Origin of the sequence: Pseudomonas sp. G(2018) (assembly GCF_005502415.1) — a bacterium.
Classification (GTDB): domain Bacteria; phylum Pseudomonadota; class Gammaproteobacteria; order Pseudomonadales; family Pseudomonadaceae; genus Aquipseudomonas.
Map to the genome: position 1 here is coordinate 42,385 of NZ_SCOO01000036.1, position 24,453 is coordinate 66,837.

At 53.6% G+C, this 24,453-nt stretch carries 20 protein-coding genes and 4 pseudogenes; 18 read left to right on the forward strand and 6 right to left on the reverse strand.

Annotated elements, in window-relative coordinates; genetic code table 11:
- The first annotated feature begins 851 nt into the window (after positions 1-851).
- The 8 genes from FFS64_RS25925 to FFS64_RS25960 all read left to right on the forward strand — a co-directional run bounded on the left by FFS64_RS25925 (position 852) and on the right by FFS64_RS25960 (position 10,835).
- Positions 852-1,181 (forward strand): hypothetical protein, encoded by a 330-nt coding sequence (locus FFS64_RS25925; protein WP_125919893.1) that lies wholly within the window; start codon positions 852-854, stop codon positions 1,179-1,181.
- 90 nt (positions 1,182-1,271) lie between these two features.
- Positions 1,272-2,279, forward strand: coding sequence for a nucleoid-associated protein YejK (yejK, locus tag FFS64_RS25930; protein WP_057977911.1), 1,008 nt, complete (start codon positions 1,272-1,274; stop codon positions 2,277-2,279).
- A 404-nt stretch (positions 2,280-2,683) separates the two neighbouring features.
- Positions 2,684-3,661 carry a tandem-95 repeat protein gene (locus FFS64_RS32315; protein WP_372242189.1) on the forward strand — a complete coding sequence of 326 codons (978 nt, stop codon included), beginning with the start codon at positions 2,684-2,686 and terminating at the stop codon, positions 3,659-3,661.
- A 150-nt stretch (positions 3,662-3,811) separates the two neighbouring features.
- Complete coding sequence (locus tag FFS64_RS25940) at positions 3,812-7,180, forward strand: hypothetical protein (protein WP_057977913.1); 3,369 nt, start codon at positions 3,812-3,814, stop codon at positions 7,178-7,180.
- An 80-nt stretch (positions 7,181-7,260) separates the two neighbouring features.
- Positions 7,261-7,530, forward strand: coding sequence for a hypothetical protein (locus FFS64_RS25945; RefSeq protein WP_057977915.1), 270 nt, complete (start codon positions 7,261-7,263; stop codon positions 7,528-7,530).
- Between the two features lie 81 nt (positions 7,531-7,611).
- Complete coding sequence (locus tag FFS64_RS25950; protein ID WP_057977917.1) at positions 7,612-7,890, forward strand: hypothetical protein; 279 nt, start codon at positions 7,612-7,614, stop codon at positions 7,888-7,890.
- Between the two features lie 169 nt (positions 7,891-8,059).
- Positions 8,060-9,016: a signal peptide peptidase SppA gene (sppA, locus tag FFS64_RS25955; RefSeq protein WP_057977919.1), complete on the forward strand. Its 957-nt coding sequence runs from the start codon at positions 8,060-8,062 to the stop codon at positions 9,014-9,016.
- Positions 9,017-9,218: 202 nt separating this feature from the next.
- Entirely contained in the window at positions 9,219-10,835 is a 1,617-nt protein-coding gene (locus tag FFS64_RS25960) for a DNA cytosine methyltransferase (RefSeq protein ID WP_137807681.1), read from the forward strand.
- Positions 10,836-10,968: 133 nt separating this feature from the next.
- Here FFS64_RS25960 and FFS64_RS31835 read toward each other — a convergent pair.
- A pseudogene (locus tag FFS64_RS31835) lies at positions 10,969-11,592 on the reverse strand (restriction endonuclease); the annotation flags it as partial.
- A 170-nt stretch (positions 11,593-11,762) separates the two neighbouring features.
- On the opposite strand from FFS64_RS31835, the gene FFS64_RS25970 reads away from it, so the two are divergent.
- From FFS64_RS25970 to FFS64_RS25990, 5 genes and pseudogenes are all read left to right on the forward strand, one after another.
- Positions 11,763-12,056 (forward strand): hypothetical protein, encoded by a 294-nt coding sequence (locus FFS64_RS25970; protein WP_057978006.1) that lies wholly within the window; start codon positions 11,763-11,765, stop codon positions 12,054-12,056.
- Between the two features lie 99 nt (positions 12,057-12,155).
- Positions 12,156-13,124 (forward strand): non-homologous end-joining DNA ligase, encoded by a 969-nt coding sequence (gene ligD / locus FFS64_RS25975; RefSeq protein ID WP_057978009.1) that lies wholly within the window; start codon positions 12,156-12,158, stop codon positions 13,122-13,124.
- 248 nt (positions 13,125-13,372) lie between these two features.
- Positions 13,373-13,669, forward strand: coding sequence for a hypothetical protein (locus FFS64_RS25980; protein WP_057978010.1), 297 nt, complete (start codon positions 13,373-13,375; stop codon positions 13,667-13,669).
- 81 nt (positions 13,670-13,750) lie between these two features.
- Positions 13,751-13,993 (forward strand): annotated as a pseudogene (locus tag FFS64_RS25985) (antirestriction protein ArdR); the annotation flags it as partial.
- A gap of 192 nt (positions 13,994-14,185) precedes the next feature.
- Entirely contained in the window at positions 14,186-15,457 is a 1,272-nt protein-coding gene (locus FFS64_RS25990; RefSeq protein ID WP_057978013.1) for a hypothetical protein, read from the forward strand.
- A 384-nt stretch (positions 15,458-15,841) separates the two neighbouring features.
- On the opposite strand, the pseudogene FFS64_RS26000 reads toward FFS64_RS25990, so the two are convergent.
- From FFS64_RS26000 to FFS64_RS26015, 3 genes and pseudogenes are all read right to left on the reverse strand, one after another.
- A pseudogene (locus FFS64_RS26000) lies at positions 15,842-16,499 on the reverse strand (SOS response-associated peptidase).
- A gap of 133 nt (positions 16,500-16,632) precedes the next feature.
- A complete protein-coding gene (locus FFS64_RS26005) occupies positions 16,633-17,265 on the reverse strand; it encodes a hypothetical protein (protein WP_057978015.1) in 633 nt (210 codons plus the stop codon).
- A gap of 1,099 nt (positions 17,266-18,364) precedes the next feature.
- Positions 18,365-19,402, reverse strand: a complete 1,038-nt coding sequence (locus FFS64_RS26015; RefSeq protein ID WP_125919905.1) for a hypothetical protein — start codon at positions 19,400-19,402, stop codon at positions 18,365-18,367.
- Between the two features lie 439 nt (positions 19,403-19,841).
- On the opposite strand from FFS64_RS26015, the gene FFS64_RS26020 reads away from it, so the two are divergent.
- The 3 genes and pseudogenes from FFS64_RS26020 to FFS64_RS31840 all read left to right on the forward strand — a co-directional run bounded on the left by FFS64_RS26020 (position 19,842) and on the right by FFS64_RS31840 (position 21,543).
- Positions 19,842-20,282 (forward strand): LexA family transcriptional regulator, encoded by a 441-nt coding sequence (locus FFS64_RS26020; protein ID WP_057978020.1) that lies wholly within the window; start codon positions 19,842-19,844, stop codon positions 20,280-20,282.
- Positions 20,279-20,673: pseudogene (locus FFS64_RS32320) on the forward strand (ultraviolet light resistance protein B); the annotation flags it as partial. The gene FFS64_RS26020 and the pseudogene FFS64_RS32320, both read left to right, overlap by 4 nt.
- Before the next feature lie 339 nt (positions 20,674-21,012).
- Positions 21,013-21,543: a DUF4113 domain-containing protein gene (locus FFS64_RS31840; protein ID WP_238347419.1), complete on the forward strand. Its 531-nt coding sequence runs from the start codon at positions 21,013-21,015 to the stop codon at positions 21,541-21,543.
- A gap of 70 nt (positions 21,544-21,613) precedes the next feature.
- Here the strand turns inward: FFS64_RS31840 and FFS64_RS26035 are convergent, their stop codons facing one another.
- Together FFS64_RS26035 and mobI are read right to left on the reverse strand one after the other, a co-directional pair.
- Positions 21,614-21,919 carry a hypothetical protein gene (locus FFS64_RS26035; RefSeq protein WP_057978488.1) on the reverse strand — a complete coding sequence of 102 codons (306 nt, stop codon included), beginning with the start codon at positions 21,917-21,919 and terminating at the stop codon, positions 21,614-21,616.
- A gap of 58 nt (positions 21,920-21,977) precedes the next feature.
- The gene (gene mobI / locus FFS64_RS26040; RefSeq protein WP_057978490.1) at positions 21,978-22,442 is read right to left on the reverse strand and encodes a conjugative transfer protein MobI(A/C); all 465 of its coding nucleotides are present in this window, start codon (positions 22,440-22,442) and stop codon (positions 21,978-21,980) included.
- Between the two features lie 508 nt (positions 22,443-22,950).
- Between mobI and FFS64_RS26045 the strand changes: the two genes are divergently transcribed.
- Together FFS64_RS26045 and FFS64_RS26050 are read left to right on the forward strand one after the other, a co-directional pair.
- Complete coding sequence (locus FFS64_RS26045) at positions 22,951-23,970, forward strand: ParM/StbA family protein (RefSeq protein WP_057978492.1); 1,020 nt, start codon at positions 22,951-22,953, stop codon at positions 23,968-23,970.
- A gap of 10 nt (positions 23,971-23,980) precedes the next feature.
- Positions 23,981-24,453, forward strand: a 473-nt coding sequence (locus FFS64_RS26050) for a hypothetical protein (RefSeq protein ID WP_137807683.1), incomplete at its 3' end; no start/stop codon positions are given.

The following is a 24,453-nucleotide window of genomic DNA, read 5'->3' on the forward strand; positions in this document are numbered from 1 at the left end:
ACGCATGGAAATGTAATTTCGTACTACGTGCGGCGCCGTCTCCAGTCGTGACCCGCTTGCAGAGCAGTCGCCCCCATAAGCCCGCTCATGCGGGCTTTTTTTGCGGCTATTTCCATACTCTCGCATTTATTTCAAAAGCCGGCGCCATCCCTATTGCTACTGCCTTGACGGCGTCCAAAGCCCCAATAGCTTGAGAAGCGCGCGAACGGCGCCGTCAGCCTTCTGGTCACTTGAACTAGGAGAGGTAACATCACGGAATGTAGAACAAAGCGACGAATCCCGCCGAAGCAACCTGAGCACTGTCTGATTAGCATCGGGTGTTTCTTGCTTGAGGTCGTATCCATGCCGCTCGGAAATGTACCTGGCCACTGCAGCGCTGCGAGAGCGACCTGCCTGACAGTTCACGACGATATCGAGCCCGGTCGAAGCTAATCGATCCACCAATGACCTTACTGAGTCAGCCTGAGGCGGCAAAAGGTAGTCCTGAAATGAAACAGGAAACTTTGCGCCAAACATGAGGATCCGCGTCTCGTCGTACTCTCCATCAACGAAATACTCGAAAGCTACGCTAGCCCACCGCGATTGGACGATTTGGGCCTGATCGTCCTCACCGTCTGAAATCGAAACCAGATGCGTCGGCGCCATCGGACAATGCGTTTCTACATCTCTTCGCCCCATGAATCGAACTGTAGGCATTTGGGCTCTCCCCCTAGGTTGGTAAGAGAATCATGTGGCCTAGCACCATTTGGATGTTCGCAATCCGGCCCAATTTTCGGGCGAGTTGGGGAGACTTGCATATTCACGTCTTCGTGCAGGATTCGTTTGCATCCATAACGAAAAGGTTCGAGAACATGAGCTTGCAAACCTCCTCCACACTTCCGGCCAAAGAAGCGGCCGACATCAACAAAGAGCAGTGGCATCAGGCATACCAAAGTGCGCGTATTGAGATACGCCGCAACCCCGAACCTGACGCCACAAACCGAGGTATCAAATGGACGGCCTTGCTAATCATCAGTAATGGGCGAGCTCAATCCATTGATCCGCTCACCACTCCCATTTCGCAACGACTTGCGGCATCACGTTTAGTTAAGTCTGAGGATTCAAACCTCTGCAGGGTATCCAATCGACATTCCTCCGGTGATGACCAGGCGGACAATGTCGAATCCATCCTCCATGGCTAGGGGAGACAAATTCTCGAATGTTGAGCCAGATGAAAGGCACTTTCTGAACGGCTCAGTACCCACCCCATTTTTTTAATGAGCATTAACTTTATGCCCGTACGACACGCGATAGTTCACCTGATCGAAAAGAAACCAGACGGTTCCCCGGCAATCCTGCACTCATCAAGCACTGAGTTGACCGAATCAAGTGCTCTTGACCAGTTGATGTCGGGCCTGAACGAAAGCTACAACACCAAACAGGGGAAGGCTTGGGGATTTTTCCATCCAGAGTCTGGAGCCCACCCTCTTAGTGGTTGGCTCAAAGATTACCTCGGCGAGGGCAAGACCTTCACAGAGCTCAGCCTGATTGCTGTTGAGCATCTGCAGCAGCTCATGGAGGAAAGCAACCTCACTTCCGGTGGGCATGTCGTATTCGCACACTATCAACAAGGGTTGACTGAGTATCTGACGATCGCGCTTGTTCACCATAGCGAAGGCGTGGCGGTCAGTGAAAGCCTTGAAGTCATCCCGTCTCGGCATCTTGATCTTAGCCAGCTACACCTGGCAGCGCGGATCAATCTTTCGGAATGGCAAAACAACAAAAACTCAAAACAATACATTTCGTTCATCAAAGGGAAGAACGGCAAGAAACTGTCTGACTACTTCCGCGATTTTATTGGTTGCCAGGAGGGTGTCGACGGGCCAGGCGAAACCCGGACCCTACTCAAAGCTTTCAGCGACTTCGTGGAGAGCGAGGACCTACCGGAGGAAACGACCAGATTTATGACAAACACCCTAGTCGACTACGCTGCGAGCCAGTCAAAACTGGGGGAACCCATTGGCCTGGAAGAATTGTCCGAGTTGATTGACTCAGAACATCCAAAGGCTTTTTACGATCACATACGAAATAAAGACTACGGCCTGTCGCCAGAAATTCCTGCCGACAAAAAAACGCTCAATCAATTCCGTCGTTTCACGGGCCGCGCCGAGGGTCTGTCCATCAGCTTTGAAGCGCATTTGCTGGGCAACAAAGTGGTTTATGACGAGACCAGCGGTCAACTGACGATTACTGGCCTGCCAACTCAACTCAAGGATCAAATAAAACGCCAGTCGATGTAATCCGAGCCCCCCCATATGCGGTCTCTACGGCCGCATTTCGAAATGCCCGCTTATCACACGGCCATATCAAGCTCTCAAGATTTTCGTGCCCTCACAGTTGCGATTGCTCTCAATCCTTTGGCTTGCTGACGCCCTCCTTGCGCGATAGCTGACAGAAATCAGAGCCCATTTCTAGGGGCGAATTGCCCGCACAAGCCATGCGGCACTTGGTAATTTCGGGTCAAATCAAATTACTCTGTATTGCACCGGGGCAATAAATGGATAGATATCATGAACTTGTAAGGACGTTATTTGGATTCCGATCCTATCGATCATTGTTGAAGGCAGTTCAAATGATTGCTCTGGGATGGATCACGATCCTTAGCTTATCTTCGCCCGTCGCTTTAGCGGATAGTGGGGGTAACATGACGTACACCTATCGCCAAACGACGGCATGCCCAGCCGGTCAGGTCGGGTCTGTCAACTGGATATGTAAGCAAGGCGGGCCTTATCCAGGTGAGGCATGCAACAGTAAGTATGGTCTTAGATCGCCCTACGATCCTTACTGGGGTCAATATTGGTCCGTCGAATCCAGCTCATGTGTGGCTGCAGCGTATTACGTGTCGACACAGACCGAAACCCAGTGGCTAACCTGCCCCGCAAGCACTCCAAGCGGTAGCATCAATCAAACCCGAACTTATGAACTGTGGTCTGACGGCAGCGCCCGTAATTACTCTGGCTTCACTGTGCACAACAGCTGCTACAACATCACACCAACTGCTGGCAATTTTACTCTCACAACTGACGAGGATGTCACAGGTTCCGCGGCCTTTGCTATTTCGGACGATGGCCCAGGACCATATACTTTTCAGATCCTCTCGGCTCCCGCCAACGGCACCGCTAGCGTAAGTGGGAACACGCTGATATTCGTCCCTAACCCAAATTGGAACGGTACGACCTCGCTTACATATCGTGTCATGGACGGCGCCGGCGCCTGGTCCGGTGCAGGTACAGCGACGATAGTCGTTCGTCCAGTCAACGATGCTCCAGTGGCCTATGCGAAAACCCTGGTCACAGACGAGGACACGACAGGCACCGTAACGCTTACCGCAACAGATATTGACTCACCAGTACCTACGGTTTTTCAAGTCGTTACTCCCTCACCAAATGGCACTGCAATTATCACAGGATCGACCCTCTCCTTTAGCCCGAACCTAAACTGGAACGGGACCACCACACTGACTTATCGGGCGCAGGATAGCGCTGGTGCATGGTCAGCACCGGTGACCGTCACAATCACCGTTAATCCAGTAAACGATGTGCCCACGCTGACCAGCACGACGCTGACTATTAGAACCAAGGAGTCGACTCCAATTACCGTTCGCACGACAGTTTCGCATTAAAGACGAGCGCTAATTGCTTCGCTGATAGAAGAACCTTTCAAGAAAACCTCCTGCCCACATGGCGTTACCTCCTGTGGGCAGGTACCGTTCCAGCCCTTGCACTTCGACAATTCATGAAACGATCTTCCCAAACAGCACTGGGAAAGAGACATGTCTGATAACTCCTCCTCCCCGACCACAGCAGTGGCCGCGGTTGAACCTACCATTGAACGCATCGAACGATTCCAGTCGCTACAAGCCGGCCAATTCTGGCGAGCGAAAGACGCCATCCCTGAAATGGCAATCAAGGAGCGGGATGTTCACCTTCTTCAATCGATTCGTTGGGTCGATAACTCTCCCCACACGATCATCATTCGAGCCCACCCATCCAAATACGACACCCAGGTTCGAGTCGAAATCCCCAACGCTGAAGGAAACATCACCAGTCGCTACATCACCTGCAAAGAGCATCCGTTCCTGCTCGCAGAATTCCTCGCAAAATTCGAATTCGAGCCCGACCACCAGCAAGTCAGAGCTGATGAGATCAAGCGAATTCAGGGCCGAGTAACAGAGCTTCAGAACGACCTAATGGAAGCTCAGGCGGATCCACAGATACTCAATGCTATCGTCGATGAGCGCATGGCAGCAGATCGCGCCAAAGAAACCTCAAGCGAGACCGCCAGCGAACAAACCATGGTGATTTCGGCCAGCGAGGAGCGGTCGCTGGCCGGTGTAGCTACCGGTAGCGTCGCTGCCGCGATCGGCAGTGGAATTACCCCAGAAAAAATCCAAGCCTTGAAATCGGTGGCCGCTCGTGAGCACAAGGTAGCGACCATAAAATCAGATTGGATTCAGGCCAAGACCACCGAGATTGCTGCCACCGTTAAGGCGATGACACCCTACTTTCAAGAAACAGCCGCCGCAGCGCTTGCCCAAACAGAAGATGTGCGCGCCTACGTGGCCAGCCTGATAGAAGGGATCGAGTCATTGGACCTCTACACAGGAAAAGGCGTTTCTGTGCAGACCATTTGTACTGGTAGGTCCGCTGACAGTCACATTCCCCTGAGCATCGTTCAACGAAAGTTGATGATAGACGAGGAGCTGGCCATCTATGTCGATCTGGACGAATGGTTTGATTTCAGCAACGAAGATCTCTTCTTTAAGGCGCTAACCGAACACGAAGCGTTGGTGAAGCAGGTTTTTCCTACCGAACGCTGCATTCTGGTGATGGCCACCAGTCGGCGAGCCATCGATTATGGAAACGCGGCGACGAACCTCAGTCGCAACCTGGAAAACCGAAAAGTGTTCCTCCTGGTGCGTGATGGCGAGAACCTCCATAGGATCTGGTCACCCATTGAGTCCCATCTGGGCGCCAGCCGGCTCTTCCCATCCAAGGACGACCAGAACAACATTTTCAAGGGTGTTGACGGGTCCGATATCAAATTCCAGGACGTGGCATACACATCGCACCTCAAGGCTCATGAAAACTTCGCCCTGCACTACAAACGTTTCCTGCTAATGATCTGTGGCCTGGATCATCGTCTAGGTCTGTTTGGTAAGTTCTATGACGGAGAGCAGTCTCTCGAGTTCATGACGCAACCCTTTCAAGACCGGTGGCTCAAGTTCATCCACGACGACGATGGCGCGGGCATGCTTCCAACGCAGAAACGTAAGCCCTTGCATACGTGGATCAGCGAGAAAAACGCATATCTTAAATCCGGCTCCCGCGTGTTATGCAACTGGCATACAGTGATGAATCCCCATACTGCACCGGGCGCATGTAGGAAAGAGGATCACCGCCATAGTGGTTTCTCATTCAGGTTTCAGCCTACCGAGCGGATAGGCCTACGCTTTGCCGCCCGCGGGGGAGACTCTCTGCACGTGTTTGTAAACGTGCAGGGTTATGGTCGAAGAAAGGAGCGTGAATTCAGCACCAAGGTCACGCTCAGTGCATTCCGACCTGGATATTGGAGTCATGCAGAACTGCCCTTCCTCGTACTGGACGCCGTTACTCCCGAGGAGCTTCATTGGTACATTCATGATCGAGATAGCCGCGAAGATCATGTCGAATATGTCCGATTCTTCAAGCATGCACTGAAGCACCTAGAAGCCGAGAGAGCACGGGAGGCAGCTACCCGCGAAAAAATGCGCATGGCGTTGCTGGAAGGAGGATTGGCGACCGCGACAGAAGCCTCAGTCATCGTTGACCAAGCTGTGGTGGCATGGAGATCCGTTAATCGAGGAAAGGAACTGCCGACTTTCGAGGGAGCCAAACTGGGCCCTGTTTGGAAAACCCTTCTCGATCAGATGTACCTTCTCGCCGGCGCCGGCCAAGAATTGGCCAGCTCTGTTCGAAGCCACTATGAGGCACTCGAATATGAGGTTCTACGAATTACAGTCACAGGCACCAGCAAATGCCATGTTTACCTGAGTCCGAAACCGCAAGAACAGGACAATCGCTTGGAGCGGCACGCGTGGGTCCATCGTATCGTGTTGGAGCAGGATCACGAAAAACTCGTTGAGAGGGATCGCAGCTGGGAAGCCTTACGCTCCCAGGACGCCTCGGAGACTGAGCTCTACCAGTCCGACAGCGTTAAAAATTGGCTGGCAAAATCTGTATTCGAATCATTTGAGGCGAAACAACGACTGATGACAGTCTGCGAGGATTACTCAAGCGTTCTGGCGATGCTGCAGGGTAAACAAGCAATCAGTGCTGATCAGCACTGGGACCTCTTCGAGCAATGGATTGATGTGAGGGAGAAACTCTCAACTAGCCAGGTCGTAGATCCAAGCATTTCGGTCCCCTTTGGCCTGAAGTATCAGCGTGACCAAAATGTGAGTTTTTTCTGTGTGACCACGTCGGCTGCTTATGCCCTCCTTCACCGCCTCGCCCCCAACGAGCACGTGAAAGACAGAATGAAAGCCAAATTCCTCAGCACGTACAAACACGCTCATCAGGCACTGTCATGCTATCGCGATGCCATAAACGAGGATCCATCGTGGTACCTCGGCTACCGGGATGTAACGCCAAAGCGAAACGAATCAATCTTGACTGGCCGTCTGTACAAAGGAGACTTTTCACCTTCTATATCCGTTAACAATTTGCTCACCTATCACTTCAGTTCCTGGGCCGAAGGCGATGGCAAAGAGTCAAAATACTGGATTGCGGGCAACGCAGTATTTCCAGGTGCTCGTGAGTCTCTTGATGATTGTCTTGGATTGTCACTTCCAGAAAATTTTGATCCGGTGAACCTTGTCGAGGTCACGGCAGAGGATAACGGCAAACCAGTAAAGAACGGCCATTGGTTCGACGTTGCCCCAGTCAAAATTTCACTGCAAATGCGTGATGCCAGCCCTATTAAGGCATCACAATTTTCGTATAAGCGCATGCAGTTCGCCTCACCAGCGGAAGCCCACGAACACATTCGCGCTAGAGCTCGCACTCTTGGCCGGAAGGCCATTCCTGAGGCTGAAGTCAAAGACGTTCTACCGTCACCAGATGGGGTCGAACGGTGGTTCACAGTAGATGGGAAAAACTAGACCTACTTTTGGGGTGTCGTCGAAACACTCTAGAAGTACGATCCGGTCAGTCAAACCACGGTGAAATAGGAGACTGCTGCATGAACGTTGCGAACGCCGATACAAATGAACAAACGCTGAGGGAGCTCTCGGTGACATTACTAGGCAAAATTGTCCAGGAGATCGCCAATTCAGAAATTCAAGATGAGAGGCATGCCAAGCTGCAGCAGGCAAAAGGTATGGCCAGGGCATATCGTGAACTTCAGGTCGTGCCCGCAAAGCTGACCTTTTCGTTCGAAGGCCACATCGAAAGGGTTTACCGCCGCCTGGATGCCCCGCAGCACGCACCTGCATCTGAGCTCGAATGGTAACAGTGCGTGGGGCCGACAGCCCCTTGCGCTTTTGGTATCACCGGTATCGTGATCAGTGATTACCAAAGGCAAGAGCTTCCAATGGAAAACCTGAACGAACTGAAAATACTCGATTTCCGCACTGCCCGAACCGGGACCTTGGTTCGGCGCAGTGCGCACTTTCTTCAAGACCGTTGTGGACAAGCAAAGACCCAACTCGGGGTGATAACTGGATTCGCAGTCTTCGAGGATAAAAAGAAAGCTCCCATCGTTTGGCCCATTGTCTTCTGGGAGGGGAATGCATCTGAAAGCACCACGCATCCCGCGCTCATCTCACCGTTCCGCGCTCACACTCTGCCCACTATCAGCATGTTCGAATAGTCTGCTACCTCATTGCCTATACGTTGACCACTCCCCCTCCTGTTGGTCGCGCACCTCAACTTCGTGCTGTACGACAGGGAAATCTATGCCCTCCAGCGGGCCCAATGTGGCGCCTAGGATTCTTTTTGGAAAGCATCATTGGACCATCTACTAAACATTGAGGTCTGCGATGTCTACCAAAGAAACGGAACACCAGGTGCTTGGCGAATTGGTTGCCGACCTGATCAAAGAGCGAAGAGCAACCCGCCGTATGCGCTACATCAAATACGGACTATTTGCCGTCATCGCTGTTGCCCTGGATATCGCAGTGTTCTCCTCCGCCACCGGACAATTCGGCGGCGATGATTCAAAAGACAAAGAAATCACTGCCGCAGTTAACGTTTACGGTGAAATTTCTGAAGGAGGGCAAGCAAGTGCTGAGGTGATCAAGAAAGGCCTACGCCAAGCGCTTGAGGATAAACGCACGAAGGCGGTTGTCCTGCGAATCAACTCGCCAGGTGGCAGTCCAGTGCAGGCAGGGGAGGTTTACGACGAAATTAAGCGTCAACGCGAGCTACACAAGGACACGAAGATCTACGCTGTCATCAGTGATCTGGGGGCCTCTGGCGCCTACTACATCGCAAGCGCTGCAGATGAGATCTACGCCAACAAATCCAGTTTGGTCGGCTCGATTGGTGTGACTGCGGCTTCGTTCGGCTACGTTGATCTAATGCGTACACTGGGGGTGGAGCGCCGTGCTTACACGTCTGGCGAACATAAGGCCTTCCTCGATCCGTTCCAACCTCAAAATCAAGAAGAGGCCGCATTCTGGTCGAACGTGCTGAAGACCACGCATGCACAATTCATCAAGGCGGTAGTGGACGGCCGCGGACCAAAGCTCAAGAGCAGCGAGCACCCTGAGCTCTTCTCTGGCCTCATCTGGTCGGGCGAACAAGCTCTGCAGCTTGGTCTCGTCGATCGCTTAGCTGACGTGGATTACGTTGCTCGTGAAGTGGTTGGAGCAAGCCATGTTGTCGATTTCACTGCCAAAGAAAATCCGTTCGATCGTTTCGCAAAAAAAATCGGCGCTTCAGTAGCTGAGCACGTTTCGATGACCATGGGATTCAGCGGTCCCAACCTTCGGTAAAAACTCCTGGTCGAACAAGAGCCGGCGCTTACGCCGGCTTTTTCGTTTACGCCCCTACCCCATAGTCACCTTGCTGAAAAAGTTCTGCTTTTCCCTCCCAAGCTCTCGCCGATGAACAAGCGACGGGTTGCGCTTTTGAGAATCTCCGGATGATCGGCGGTATGTCCATTCGCCTTCCCTCATCAGATCACCGGTAGAGACCATGAGCGCTTTCAACAAAACCTTTCCCACCATTGATTACAAGACCCAGTACCAGCTTGGCCTTAATGAGTCAGATTACTGGCTGATCGTAGATCTCTTCTGCGGTGGAGGCGGCGGTTCTACCGGTCTGGAAATGGGTTTGGGGCGCCGGGTAGATATCTGCGTCAACCATGACGAGGCGGCCATCTCGCTCCACACTGCCAACCATCCATACGCCACTCACTACCAAACCGATGTATGGGGTGTTGACCCAGTAATGGCCTGCGGAGGAAGGACTACTGGCTGGCTCCACGCTTCGCCTGACTGTACTCATTTCTCTCAAGCTGCAGGTGGCCAACCTAGATCCAAGGAGATACGCGATTTGCCATGGGTAGTCGTGAAGTGGGCAGGCAAAGTGAGGCCGTTGGTCATCAGCGCAGAAAACGTGAAACAGATTTTGGGTTGGACCAATCTGGTTGCCAAGCGCTGCGCTCAAACAGGCCGTGTTGTTAAACTTGATGGTTCAATTGCAGCACCGGGAGAAGTGGTTCCTCGGAAAGAGCAGTACCTGATTCCCGATAGTGGTAAACCCACTGGTAACGCCCTACATCGGCGTAAGCAAAGCCGCAAATATCGCCGTCACGGGTCCCCGGTTAATCGCACCTGGAATCACTTTATTCGAAGCCTGAAAGCGCTGGGTTACAACGTTGATTGGCGGGTTTCTCGTGCCTGTGATGATGGGGCCCCTACCATTCGCGAGCGCATGTTCCTAATCGCACGATGTGATGGTCATCCTATTGAATGGCCCGAGGCATCTCACGCAAAGCATCCGAAAAAAGGACAGTTGCCCTATCGCACCGCCGCAGAATGCATCGATTGGAGCAATCTAGGCCAAAGCATCTGGGGACGTAAGCGCCCTCTGGTGAAGTCCACCAATGTCCGGATCGCCACCGGCATCGAACGCTTCGTTGTAAATGGACGGCCTTTCATTCTCCCTGCTACCCATCAGGGGAGCGTGCGCCTTCACGATGTTGACGAACCTATGCGGACTGTCACTGGCGCAAACCGCGGGGAATTGATGGTTGGTACTCCGATCATTGCCCCATTTCTCACAGAGCATGCCAACGCATCTCAGCAAAGAAACATGTCGGCAGAAGAACCCCTTCGGACGATCTGTGCCCAAGTCAAAGGGGGGCACTTCTCTGTCGTGGCCCCTATCCTGGTGCAGGCAAATGGCGGCAAAAACACCACCCCTGCTCACCCCGTTTTCGCGCCATTCAGCACCATCACCGGCTCCGGCAGCCAACAGCAGTTGGTAACGGCAAAGCTGGACAGCCATGACTTCCAAAACCAGCAGTTCAACAATGACCAGATCAACGCTGCGCTGCGCGTCGCTGACTTCATGCTTGAGCATGGTACACGCGGACCTGAATCAACAGTTCTTACCGTTGAGGAGAGGCTCGATCTGGTTACGGTATTCGTTGACGGCGTCCGGTACCTAATCGTTGATGTATGCCTACGCATGCTCGATGCTCGCGAGCTATTCCACCGCCACAGCGTGGGCATAGTTGTTTGGTCTTTTCCATTAGCATGGATTGATCCCCATCCAGCTCTTGATTTCCCCCTTGTACAGCAGTGACATCACCTAATACAGCAGCCGACGTACCGCTAATGGTTGGCGGGTTCTGCTCACCTGCAGGCACTTGCCCGAACCACTCAATAAGGCGGTTTCCGTCGATTAGGCGAACGCTTGTTCCCTTTGCGAATTTCCAAGCATCCTTGGTGAATACACCGGAGGTAACAACGTACCCCCCTGCCGCCCCTCGAGCGGACATAACGCCATAGAGTTCGCGCACGACCTGGACGCTCACCTTTTCTGCGCGCCATTGCTTGCATTGGACCAGGAACAACTCGCCTCCGCGGCGCAACTCAATATCGATACCACCATCAGCTCCCTTCGCCGTTTCGTTGACCGAATATCCCTGCCTGCGGAGAGCTTCACCTACCATCCGCTCGAATTGATCCCAAGTCAGATCGCGGATTAGAACGCCAGGTTGGGAGGACCGGGAGATGCTTCTAAATTTTCGCGCGCGGATCGTTCTTTGAATCCATCCCAAAATCCCGCCCAATAGAAAAATTGGCGGAATAACAAACTGTCCTATAAATGCGGCTAGCCGAAGAATGTAAAAGCCGACTGCTTCAGCGAGATGGCCTACTGGCACGACTCCCATGGTCGGCAATTCAGATCCGCCGTAGTAACGCAGCGTTGCGAATGAGCCGCCAGCGATCAATAAATTCGCCCAAAGAGGGATCTTCATCGCTATCTTCAGAAGATCATCGAGTGTCGAGGTCCTGCGCCGACGTGCCATATAGTGCTCCGCGATTGAAAATTCCATTTTGGGGGAACGCTGAGAGCCCGAAATGCCGATTGGTCCCTGCCCAGGTACCCATATAAAACTTATCGTCTAGCTGCGACTGGCATTTCCGTGACCTTCGGCCTTGTAATTCTGCGTGTGCTCTTCGGCAGTACTAAACTTGATCCACACCGTATTCGCGGGAGTGGATCATGAGTGACGCATACACCTACCCATCCCTTCAGGTCACGCTTGGGGTATCGACGCTGCACTACATCGCCATGGTGGAAAGTCTTCGGGCGGAAGTGGGTCGACTCCGCAGTGAGCGATCCGACATTTGTTTGAAAACCTTGTCCGAAAACCGCGGCCCGACCGGAGACGAGGCCGCTCGGGTGCGGGTACTCAACAGCGAGTTGGTCGGCAGGGAGCCGGAGCTGTTGGTGATCTTGGAATGTCTCTACACAGCGCTACGGGATGACATGGAGCTGGCCAAGCCGCATCCGTAGCAAAGGGGATCTCCTTTCAGCGTCCGCTGAAATTTCCGTGACCTTTTGGCGACCTTAGGAATCCACAGACTAATACCCCCCCGCGAATGAGTCAGTGCGATGGCTTCATCCAAAGTCTTGCCTTGCCCTGAGCGTATCAAGCCGCAATTGCTAACCATGTCCAGCCGTCCCCCATCTGGGGATGACTGGTTGTATGAAATAAAATTTTATGGCTACCGGCTGATGGTGCGTATCAATGAGGGTCACGTCACCCTGTTCACTAAAAATGGCTTTGACTGGACCGAACGTATGCCGTTGCTTGCCAGGGAGCTGCTGGCGTTGCCCGTCCGCTCGGCGTGGATCGATGGCGAAGTCATCGTTCAGGATGAAGACGGTCGACCGCTGTTTGCGTCTTTGCAATCAGCGTTCAGCAGCGGCAAAACCGATTCGCTGTGCCTGTTTGCCTTTGACCTGATGTTTGAAAATGGCCGCGACTTGCGTTCATTGCCCATCGAGCAACGTCGGTCGCGCCTGAGCAAATTACTCAACCGGGTTGACCTGGAACGTGTGCGGTTGTCCCACACCTTGGACGTCGACCCCCGCGACCTGATGCACAACATTTGTGCTTTGCAGATGGAGGGTATCGTCTGCAAAAGAGCGGGTAGTCCCTACACTTCCGAACGCGACGGAAATTGGGTCAAAGTAAAATGTTCGCCACGCCAGGAATTCATCATCCTTGGCTATACCCGTGCGGCGGGTGGCATCGGCTCATTGCTGATCGGCCTGCACAATGACAGGGGGCAATTGGTCTATGCCGGTCGCGTGCGCTCCGGTTTTGACAGCCGCACGCTCAAACACCTGCGCACAGCGTTGACGCCGCTTGAACAAGCTGACGCATCACTACCCGTACCGCCAAAACTGGCCAAGGGAATTACCGTCGCTTGGGTACAACCCCAGCTCGTTTGTGAGGTGAAGTACACCGAAATCACCCCTGCGGGAAAGGTTCGACACGCTGTTTTTTTAGGGTTGCGCGAGGACAAACCGGCGTCTGAAATCAATCTTGAAACGGATGCTCACGACTCGCCGTGAATACAGTGAGTCGGTGCGTATCAGGAGGTCACTGTGTACGAAGTCGCCTTTACTAGTCGAGATGCCTGTGCACGCTGTAGAACTGGACTGTTCTTGAACTGCCAATTGCTCCTTTTGGGGGGACAGACTGCGGGTTTGCAACATTTCTCGTCATGAGATGATTACATCTACCGAGCGGCTTGAGGTGACCTCACAGACCCGAGTCAGCTCTAGGATCAGGCATAGAGGTTAGAAGGAGCATATCTCCAATGAAGCGCCCGACTCACAAGGAGTTTCTCTGGTCGTATGGATTCTGCGGGGCATTGGGCTCCGGCTTAGTGTTGTATTGGCTGCTGGGCTATGAGGGTGATTCTCTTGCTGAAACCATCGCGGCAAGTGCAATTAGCTTTCTGGCCGGCTTGTGCATCCTTCAAGTTGGCGTGGCCGCCATAATTGTTGAGCTCGGCCGGCGTTACTCTGATTCGTCGTTTACCGTTGTTCGGCGTCTCGCTGGCATTGTCCCCAATTGGAGTCGCCGCACCGACCAGGACAAGTCGCGCAATTAATCAAGGAAATGGACCAAATGCGGGCTAAGCCCGTTAAAGATGGGTGCTTTGGGCTCCCCTGGACCGAGCAGGAAACGATCAATGAGCGAACTTATCGAAGCGCTTCGCGCTACAGCCACCCGGTGGCGAGCAGGCAACCTAGAACACCATGGCGGCGTAGTACTGGTATGGCAAGGTTCAGTTTACGGCTGGAAGAATTCATTGCGTGACGCGAGTCACGAACGACCTGGCGCGTATGCCATTGACGACGCTGGCCACGTCTTTGTTGCGGAAGGCGGCGACGACTACAACGGCGCTAAATGCTGGGTCGTAACTGATCCGGACAACGATCAGCAACAAACCGAAGCCGACCGCATCGCTGGACAATTCGAAACGCTCCGTGACCAGGCTGTCGCGGCGGAATACAGAAACGATCTGAGCGACGATGAAGTTGCCGAGTTGCGGACACAAATGGCGGTGCTATCGAGCCAGTACTTCAACCTCACCGGCGAAGCCCTGAAGTAACAAGGAAAAATCATGTCTGATGGCAAAAACACGAAAATTGAACAACCGCGGGTATTGTTCGTCGACGAGATGGGCAGCTACTTTGGGGGCCAAAACGATCACCTGAAGGAAGCCCTGCGCGTGATTGATGGCGTACCCAACGCTAAATACCTGGTCAGAGATGGGTTGGTTTTCGTATTCGACAAACTGGTACAGCTGGTGAAAGAGCGCCAGAGCGATCAGTCAGATACGCCCGTGGCCGAGTTGGCCTGCAATTTGGTCGACGAGGCTACCGTTTCGGCCAAAGAGGCTGTCGAGGCCTGGGGCGTAGTACCAGTTCCTTACGAAATGAAAACCGTCGCTGGTAGAGACATTGCCCCGATGGGGGCGCCAGCGAATAGTCTCCTGGTCCGTCATCGGCCTTTCAATGCCCACCTGCCGGGGTCTTACCAGAACGAAAAAGACGTGCAAGCTGCGTTCGCCAATATTCTGGTAGGTGGCATTCAGCCTGGCAGCGGTGATTTCACCTATCGTGGACAGCCAATGACGCTGTGTGAGCCCCTCGATCTGACGCTGCTGCCGGCGCGACCAGTAACCCGTGAAGGTTTGGAGCCGGCGAGCTGGTTCTACACCGAGTTGGGTAGCATCACCTACGAGCCCGGATTTGAGCCGGTCTCGGAGGTGATGTTCAATCGTGTGAAGGAATTGGAAACGGACTGGCGTGACGATATCGCCCGTGCAGCTACACACGCTCAAAACCGAGTTGACGATATGTGGACTCAAACGGCAGATCTGCGCATCGGAACGCTGAACGACCCATCTGATGAGGTTCCGGAGTACGGCCTGGAAGACTTCGCAGAGCTGCGATCGTACTACCCCGAGCTGTCCATGCTGTCGGACGGCTCTCTCTACTCATTATTCGATGTATTCCAGATGGAGTGTCGGTTCATCAATGGGTGGTCGGCAAACCGTGACAATGACTTTCTGTTTTATCTGCTTGGTAAGGTAGTGGATCGCGAGAACGATCACGAGTCAGCGAAAGACGTCGGGGAATGGGTTGCTGATGCCTTGTTGCACGGAGACACCCTGGACGCGGCTCTGGGGTTCGGTCGTGATGCCACTCGGTATAACCAAGCAATTGGCAAGCTTGCGCACCGCGTAGCCTCAGCCATGCGATTCCTGGCTGAGGACAAGAAGGCAACTGATCTTCGTGGGCACGCCATCACGACAATGGGGGACGCATTCCGGATCGGCAGGAAATTCAATGCCACGGTGATGGTTGCAGAGCAAAAGCTGCCACTCTGATCTCACCGGCGAAATTCAACTGCAGCACTAGCCCCGCCAGTCGGGGCTATGTCACATCTGGGGGGACGGTTTTCGCGCCCACGTTGAGGGAAGGCCGCTGCGCCATTAATCTGGGCACATCTTTGACCATGATGCAGTAAGCAGGACATTCCGATTATGCCGACCTCCAACACCCCGTTAGTTCTGTACGTGTACCGCTGCACCGCATGTGGCCATGCAGGGGAGTTGCACCTGCCTGAATCTTCGCCAGAGGTGACTACAGCGTGCTCCGCTTGCGGGGCCGAAGTGCGGGCAGAGTGGGACGGTGGCGTAGAGTTAACCACCAACGAGCCCGAGTAACAGGCAAGCCGTTCATTCCACCCAAAGTTCGCAATTAGGAGTGTCCTAGCCGGCGGTTGCTACCAATCGATCGGCCGGATACTGACTCAGAAAACCCATCGTGCTGCTGACTGACGCATCCAACCACTCGTCAAACTGTGCGGGGGAAAGGATTGTCACCATCCGCTTTTCGTCGCCTGGTTTGTGGAAATTTTCCATGAGCCGGTGCCCGGAGGCGTTCACAGTCAGCATCGTGAAACTCCAGCAACTCCAGCCTTCTCCTTTCATTGGATCCTCCGGACGCCTCCACTCCCAGAGTCCAGCAATCCCCATGAGTTCGCCGTCTGCGCGGGCGATCCGCGTCGAGATAGCCTTTCCGGTACGCCAGTCAGTCTCGAAAATGCATTGTGCTGGAATGATGCATCGCTGACCTTTTTTCCAAGCGTTTCTAAACGATGGTTTCTCCGCGGCGGTCTCACTGCGCGCGTTATACGTGGACCGAGCCAGCGATGCGGACTTCGCCCAAAAAGGAAGTAGACCGAAAGTGCCTGCCGATACTTCGTAGCGAGGCACTGCGTCATCCTGGGCGTCGGCATGAGGGTGACGTCGTACAAACGCGCCTGGTGTAGCCAGGCCAGAGATCCGTGACGTAGTCGCCCTCAGGCTGCGCACCGAATGCGATCGCCAACTGCCGTGGTTCTGGTGCGTGAAAGTGGCTGCACATGTCTAACCCCCATTCTCAATTGGGCGTCCATAACCGACTGGGGACGCCTTCATGTGTTGGAATCCATTTCCGGACATTGGTTCTGCCCGCGGGACGACACGCCCCTCCTGCCCTACCCTCCCGCTTAGGCACCTCAGGGAGATGCAGCTGCAGGCGCAGAGGTGAACGCAGTCGTTTTCGCATGAGCTTCGTTCACAAATGCCGTGATGTACTCAATAACCCGCGGTTTGAGTCGTGAGTAGTGCGTACCGAGATCCTCAAGAGGTTCGCGCTCGATCCAGGCAGGAAAGGCCGTGGCCAATTTTTTATCGACAACTGAACTGTTGTGTTTGACGCAGTTGTTAATCATCCGCAGCTCATTGGCTGCGTCATAACCAGCCAAACTCGGGCAATCGATCACCCCAGACTTGCCTGCAATCAGGTCCTGCTTTTTTGCGGGAGCTAGACCTGGAAATGTTCCCCTCAGAACCTTGCTGATCTGGATTTCTACCAAACGGTGAAGGCCGACGATTGAAAGCTCCTCTCCGAGGCTTCTAACCTCCTGAGCCTGGTGGTAGTCATCCTCGAGAGATGACACAAAGCCCTCAAAATCCTGCTCGTGCTCGAAATCACTAGCGGACACACCTCCATAGGAATCCCTGAGGGATTGCTCTTGGGCGGAAATGGAACGGTAGAAATGATCGCGGAACTCGTCGAGCACGTCTGTATTGAAGCTCAAATGCATCAGCTTCATTAGGGGCCCAAGGCCTTGGTTTTTCTTGAACATGAAAAATCGTCCCCGACTCACTCTATGTGAATGCCCGACTCATAGACCAGGCGTAACGGGGACGATCATAAACAACTTGGGGAGGTGTGGCAGCTTAGGTATCTCGGACAAGCACGTGTTAAGGCACCGGCAACCGATCAGCGTATTCGCCGTCGACGTTCTGCAGCTCCTCTGCCTGCGCATTCACGCTGGAGGAATCGGTACCTATCGCACCAGGGCAGCCTCAAATGCCGCCGATACAATTTGGTTCCCTTTACAGCTTGCTGGCACCGCCCCTTCAAATGGTTACATGAAACGCAGGGTAGGCGGTCAGCTGGGCTCACCAAACTTGAGAATATCCTCTCACCCTATTTGGGATATGCAATGGGGGCGACAAACCAGCTCTCTCACAGGTGAGTAAGCACGAGGACTCCATTGCCTAAACGCACTGTACCTTTCGGTTCACTGCGGGACTTGCGAATATGCGCGCGTGATACCAAATGGAATTTCCACGCTCAACCTGGACATGCACTTGAAACTCCAATACGAACTGCAGCTAAGCGCCTCTCGAAATGCCGTGTGGATACATGCCAGCGATGGTTCGACGGTTGGCCGCTTTGGGAGGATGGGCATCGACCTTCACAACACCGTGACCGAACAGATGGCTGGCGCCTCCGAGTGCCGCCTTTGCACCCACGGACAGCCCAGAATAGAAGATTGGGAACTGTTTCGTGCTAAGGCCCTTGAGTGGTGGGGACTGGCGGTACCAGTTGATGCGTTCGATAAAAACTTTCTAAACACGTCTGCATAGTCCCGCGGTACACCAGCTAGGCCTGCTCAAATTTTGGCCGTGTATCAGCTGTAATTGGACAGGCTGCAAAGCTGGCCGTTGGCACCCGCCTCTCATTTCCACAATCGGCCACACACGGTTGATCCATGTTTGTCCAAACGGGACGACATGCTTACCCCATAGTCAGTTTATGATCGCTTATCGCTCTTAACTGACTATGGGGTAAGAACAGATGTCTGTATCAGAGCGCTACAACCCTCGCGACTTGACTGGAACGCACCCACAACACACCAGGCATCGGCGCCGGCGACCTGATGCGCCGGTTGGCTTTCAACCTTTGGTTTCGTCCCGCAAATTGCGCGGCCCCACAAAACGCATCACCACCAAACTCGCAAGCATTCCAACCGCACTGCCGAGCAGCAGCCAAGCGCCAGGAGCGATTGCGGGGCTGTCCGCGAGCAGACCCAACCCGCCTGCAAATGCAGCACAACCAACAGACCTGAAGAACGGCTTGGTCTTCAACCGAAGAGGAGTGAGCTCGTCAACTCCTCGCTCGACTTCCTCCGCACCGGCTGCGGTCTGTTGTCTGATCGACTCGTTGAGCTCAATCAGGTCTAGCGTCCGCTCGTCTTCCGCTGTCGTATTCTGCTCTCGGTGTAAGCGCCGCTCGTAAACTGCATTCCGGACTATCAACTCATTAGGCAGTCCTGGTACGGAATTCCATTGGCATGTTTTGACGCCATAAGCGCTGAGAAATCGAGTAGAGACATGCGGTCGTTTTAGTATTTGAAGATATCGCTGATCAAGCACAACGACCCACTCATCCCTTTCATCACTGGGCGCGACGATCATCATCCGCTCCGCGGCGGGGTATTTTGCTTCACTGACCCAGGCAGCAATTGATGGCTGCTCGTGCCTTCGCATCAACGCGACACGGTGCTTGCCTTCGTGCGCAAAGAAAATCCCCAGTGCGGGATACCAGATATACAGCACATCATCCGGTGTGCAGAAGTCACTCTTGTATTTGGTGATCCTTTTCCAGACCTCATTGTCACTGACGTCCTCAGGAAATCCCCCAATGTTGGAGCCGACGACGTAGCGAGGATCCACGTAAGCACGCAAGGCCCGCTGTTGCAGGTCCTGCTCCCAATTCAAGAAAGGCAAAATCAGCCGCATAAAGTCGCTTGGCCAATATGCACACGTATTACCGCGTGCCGAGGCCATCCAGTCATCCTGAAGAGCCTGGCTCGGTCCACCTTTGGAGAGCCTGTCTAACGTGATTTTCAGATCACACAAATTTCGGACTTCCCGCTCAAGGGCGTCCGGTACCGTCGATTGCAACAAGTTCAGCGGTTCATCATTCTTCACGCACATGCCGCCTCACATACCATGCCGACTTTCGAGCTCGGGGCACGCAGTCCTTTCGGTGGGTCGAAGGAAAAACGCTTTCAGGACTGGTCCCGCGTCCGTAACGGATTGTCACCTTGGCTCCTTGATTGGTAGTCCGAATTTGACTCGCGGATTCGGGATCGTTGGCGTCTGTTCGTGACGCTGCCGCAGGCTATAGGTTCACTGTTCGAATAATACGGTTAGCGCCTGGCAATAGTCGTCCGACCTATCACCATACGTAACTTACCCCTTAATCAGGTTGATATCCCGATTTTCAGCGATCGGCTTCGCACCGCTTCGCGGGTCGTTTCCCTTGCCATTTTTTCCCTGCGCTAGCGCCTTTCGGCGCGTGGAATTTGTGGCGAGTGCCCTTCAGTGTATGCTGCGCCTATATACTGTACATTCATACAGGCACCATATGAACGATATCGCCATCCTCGGGCGCGTCCGCCTCGAAATTCCCGACGCGACAATCCCCTACTTCACGTCGACGCTGAGTTGCGGCTTTCCCTCTCCTGCAGAGGATCTGATCGAGGAAATGAGCTCGCTAGACGGACTCGCCATCTCGAACCCACCGGCAACCTACCTGGTGCGATGCGCCGGCGACTCCATGATTGATGCGGGCATCTATGAGGGAGACGTCATTGTCGTCGACAGATCCAAAAAGGCTGTCAACCGATCGATCATCGTTGCTGTCTTTGAGGGTGAGTTCATCTGTAAGAGATTAATTTTTAGCGCCGGTAGCGTTCTCCTATGCCCTGAAAATAATAATTATTCTCCAATTGTCATTAAAGACATCGAAAGCTTAGTGGTCTGGGGTGTCTGTACTTTCAATCTGCATAAGCTATCCACGATATGAACCGGAAGGCGTTCATACTTATTGATGCCGACAATTTTTACTGCTCCTGTGAAAGAGTTTGGCGGCCAGAACTCTGGAATAAACCAGTGGTCGTCGCTGGAAGTGGTGATGGTTGTGTTATTGCTCGTAGCCCTGAGGCCAAATCTCTCGGAATCAAGATGTCCGCCCCAGTACATCTAGTCCGGGAAGAACATTGGCGCTCTGGACTTGTTATCTGTTCCGCAAACTTTCCCCTCTATGGTGACTTGTCCTCAAGGATGATGCGCACTATCGCGACCCTTGTGCCAGCCTTGACCGTCTACTCGACGAGGCTTTTTGTTTATGCGATGGGATGAGTGATGACCAGTTACACCAGGTGGCTGTGCAGATCCGCGCAAGGGTCTTGGCATGGTGCGGGCTTGGTACTGGCGCTGGAATTGGTCCTACTCCCACCCTGGCAAAGCTCGCCTCCTACGCTGCCAAGCGTGTGACGAAAACCGGGCTGGTCAACCTAATGCAACCCGAAGACCGGCTCATGATGCTCCACCTTGCGCCCGTCTCTGAGGTTTGGGGAATTGGACCATCCGTAACTGAGAAGCTCCGTCTGATGGGGATAAACACCGCGGCGCAATTCGCTCAGCTCCCGCGTCACGTTGTTGAACGAGAGTTTCCTGTCACTGTCCTGAGGACCCAGCTAGAGCTCAATGGCATCTGTGCCGTCCCTCTGACTGGAAACGACGGAGTACGTGACATGATCAACGTCTCCCGCAGCTTCACTGCGAGAATTGAGTCGGAGGAAGAGCTGGTTGCTGCGACGGTGGATTTTGCCGCTCGGGCTTCGGCGAAACTGAGGAAACAAGGTTCGGTGGCATCCGCCATGCGGGTCTATGCGCGAACAAGCCCCTTTGACAGTAAGCAAGCACCATACGCTAAAACGGTGACCGTTCCTTTCTCTCAGCCGGTGGCTGATGCTCGGGTTTTCGCTCGCAGCGCCGGACAAGCCGCACGATCAATTTACAGGCCTGGCGTTCGTTTTTCTAAGGTGGGGATTCTGCTCATGGGGCTGCAGTCAGCAACGGAAATGCACCAGCAGGACATGTTCGGATATGACGCTGGCGCGGAGGAGAGAGTAATGGGGGCAATGGATCTGATAAATGCCAAATACGGTCGAGGTACCGTAAAGCTTGGACGTTCGATTCTGTCGGCCGAAGCAGAAAGCCGCGGCAAAAACATCAGCCCCGCTTTCTCGTGCCGGATATCAGATTTGAAATTGGTTTACTGACAGGAACTGCTGCGCACTACTGCAAGCAGCAAGCTGCTTGTCCCTGTCCATTTCCCTTCGGGCTGCGACCTCAGTCCTTCTTGCTGAACACAAGAGCAAGGTGGTTCCGCTGAGGTGCAGTCTTACCCCACGCCTCCTCGATACGTTTCTTCGCGTGGACTTGTGCCGGCATTAATGGCTGGTGACCGTGTTCCAGACATTCTAGCGCGGTGCCTTGACCTGCCTCCTCCAGATAGCGGTACGGCTCTTCTATGAACGTCGCGAAAGGGACGCTCGTTATCCGGCTTACCCTGGCTTCACAGTAAATGTCTGCCCATAGGTTTAACTCGTTACGACCTATGGTGATTTGGGTGCCAGCATCGCCTTCGTTGGACATATGGTTTCCTTATGGTTTGAGATGGCCAAAGCCTACAACAGGTCAGCGAAATGCAACCCTAGATAGGAGGGTTGGCATTGACCCTACGCTGCAACTCGAGCAGCTGCTTACGCGCCTTCATGTTCATGACCAAAGCCTCCCGAAGCATTGCGAATTTTGGCTCGTATTGGTGAAACAACTGCTGAAGCCAATAGTCCGCTTTTCTGATAACCGCGTTCGGATTGTATGTGTAGCCATCCCCTTTTCTGATCACCTCCTGCCGCTGCCTCTTACCACCTCCAGGCTTGTCGGAAAAAATAATTCGCGTCCATACGATAGACACCGAGCCTTCCCTGTTTGTCTTCACCTGAACGCTCCGATAGAGAAGCTTGCCCTCGTCCTTGGCGTCCTGGATGAATGCATCTTTCAACCGGAGCGCTTCGGTTCTGAGCTGGTCATGGATTGCATCGCACTCCTTAATCATCGGCAGGTAACGGGCACTCAGCTCACCGCGAATAGCAGCGCCAGTGATAGGTTCGATCATTTCACTACCCTTATAAGAGAAATCCAGCTCCCCACATTTCCCTTATTAGGGTCGACATCAAACAGCGCCGAGCAACAAGGGAAAGGAGGTACATGCACTATTACGATTTCCTTCATCACATTTCCCTTATAAAGGAAATTCAAATGAATAAAATAAAAATGTAAGCAAATCGTATCGTCATTTCTTTTATAAGGGAAATACAGATCAGTGCGTGAATTCCAAGCGGCCAAGGTCAAACCACCCGGTTTTCAGAAGTCGGCGGTGCATTTCGAACGATTTTTTGACTTCCCAGCCATGGGGGCGAATTGGGGGGTTGCATATCTGGAATCGATGGCAGGATTTGAACGTAGGACGTTTGTAGACCGTTTGTTGTTTGCCGGATTGCCGACGTCATTGCGTAAACGTTTTTTGAAACCCATCGAGAGATGTCGATCGTCGACCGATTGTCGACCGATTGCCATAACGACTTTTCAGAGTATTTAACCCAAGCAAGGCGCTAAGGAGCACCATGGCCACTAAACAGAAAGGCACCCAACCATTTGTCGTGGGATTGGATATCGGATACTCGAACGTCAAGCGCGTTTCTGGCTATGCCGACGATAACGATCCCGAAGTCGTCGTTCGTCCAGCACAAGCGGCCCCCATGAGCAGCCTCAATGGCAATTCGACGCTTAAGGAAGGTGAGCACTTCGTGCACGTCAATAACGTGCCATGGGTTGGATTTGTTAGCCCTGGTCGGGCAGGGGTAAAACGAGAGCTTCATGCTGATTACCCTGCGACAGACTTGTACAGAGCACTGTTTAACGCATCCATCAGCGACGCCTGCAAGGATGGCCGGACTGAAATCGATCACCTCATCACTGGCCTACCTGTAAATCAATCACGCAACCCAGACCTGGTTGAGCGGCTGACCAAGCAGCTCACGGGAACTCACGTGGTCGCACCTAAACGCGAAATCACCGTGCACAAAGTCACCGTGCTGCCTCAACCGGTGGGCATTCTCAACCACATTTATGCATACCATCCTGACGCCGAAATTTTGGATGAGTCTGTCGTTCTCGTCCTCGATCCGGGCTTCTTCTCTGTAGATTGGGTAGTTTTCCGCCGCGGGGACATTGTGCGGGATTCATCGGACTCCTCTATGGATGCGATGAGTGCACTCCTTGATGCCGTTAACGCCGAAATTGCCAAAGACTTCGGAGGTAACGGTCCAGGGCGAGACAAAATCGAAATCGCCCTGCAGAGCGGCAAGCAATACGTTTACTTGTATGGTGACGCCGTTGAGCTTGCCCCCTACATCCAGCGAGCATCCGCAGTCGTCGCACCGAAAGCGCTTCTCAACATGAAGCAGCAAATGCGCTTTCTCGAAGGCGAGGCAATTGACTATGTGCTGTCCGGCGGGGGCGGCGGCGAGTACTACCTTGACGCTGCAAAGGACGTATTTCCACGCTCTAAGGTGTTATCACCTCCTGCGCCAGTTGCCCCAGTGGCCTCTGTTGCCTATGGCTACTTCCTGCAACATCAGTAAGGGGTAGGTGATGAGTGAGATGGATGATGACGAGTCGACCCTCAAAACGCTTGTGAAGCTCACTGCGGAGTCAAAGCTTCTGTACCAGGACCTTCAGACCACACCTAAAATGCGAAGGGCCCGACGCCTCATCTATCTCGCTCAGATGGGCTTGATGGCTGAAAAAAGCATGGAGGCTGGGCATTCGCCCATAGGGCAAGGTTCTTCGGTTCAGGCTGGCCCTTCAGTAACAACCCCTGAAAAGGTCGCGGCTAATACAGGCATTACATCACTCGACAAGGGGATGATTTCTAACGAAGGAGTCCCCAACCTTGTCGCAAACCCACCAGAAAAGCTGGTGGAAGCACAGACTCAAGAGAGCGATCTGCAACCTGCATCCAGTAAAACCGCAGCCGGACCTGACGCCCCTGCCCTCCCTGCCGAAAGGGTCGTAAGCGTTGACGCAGAGCCTTCCCAGCCCAGCGTGCCAGAAACGCTGGGAGC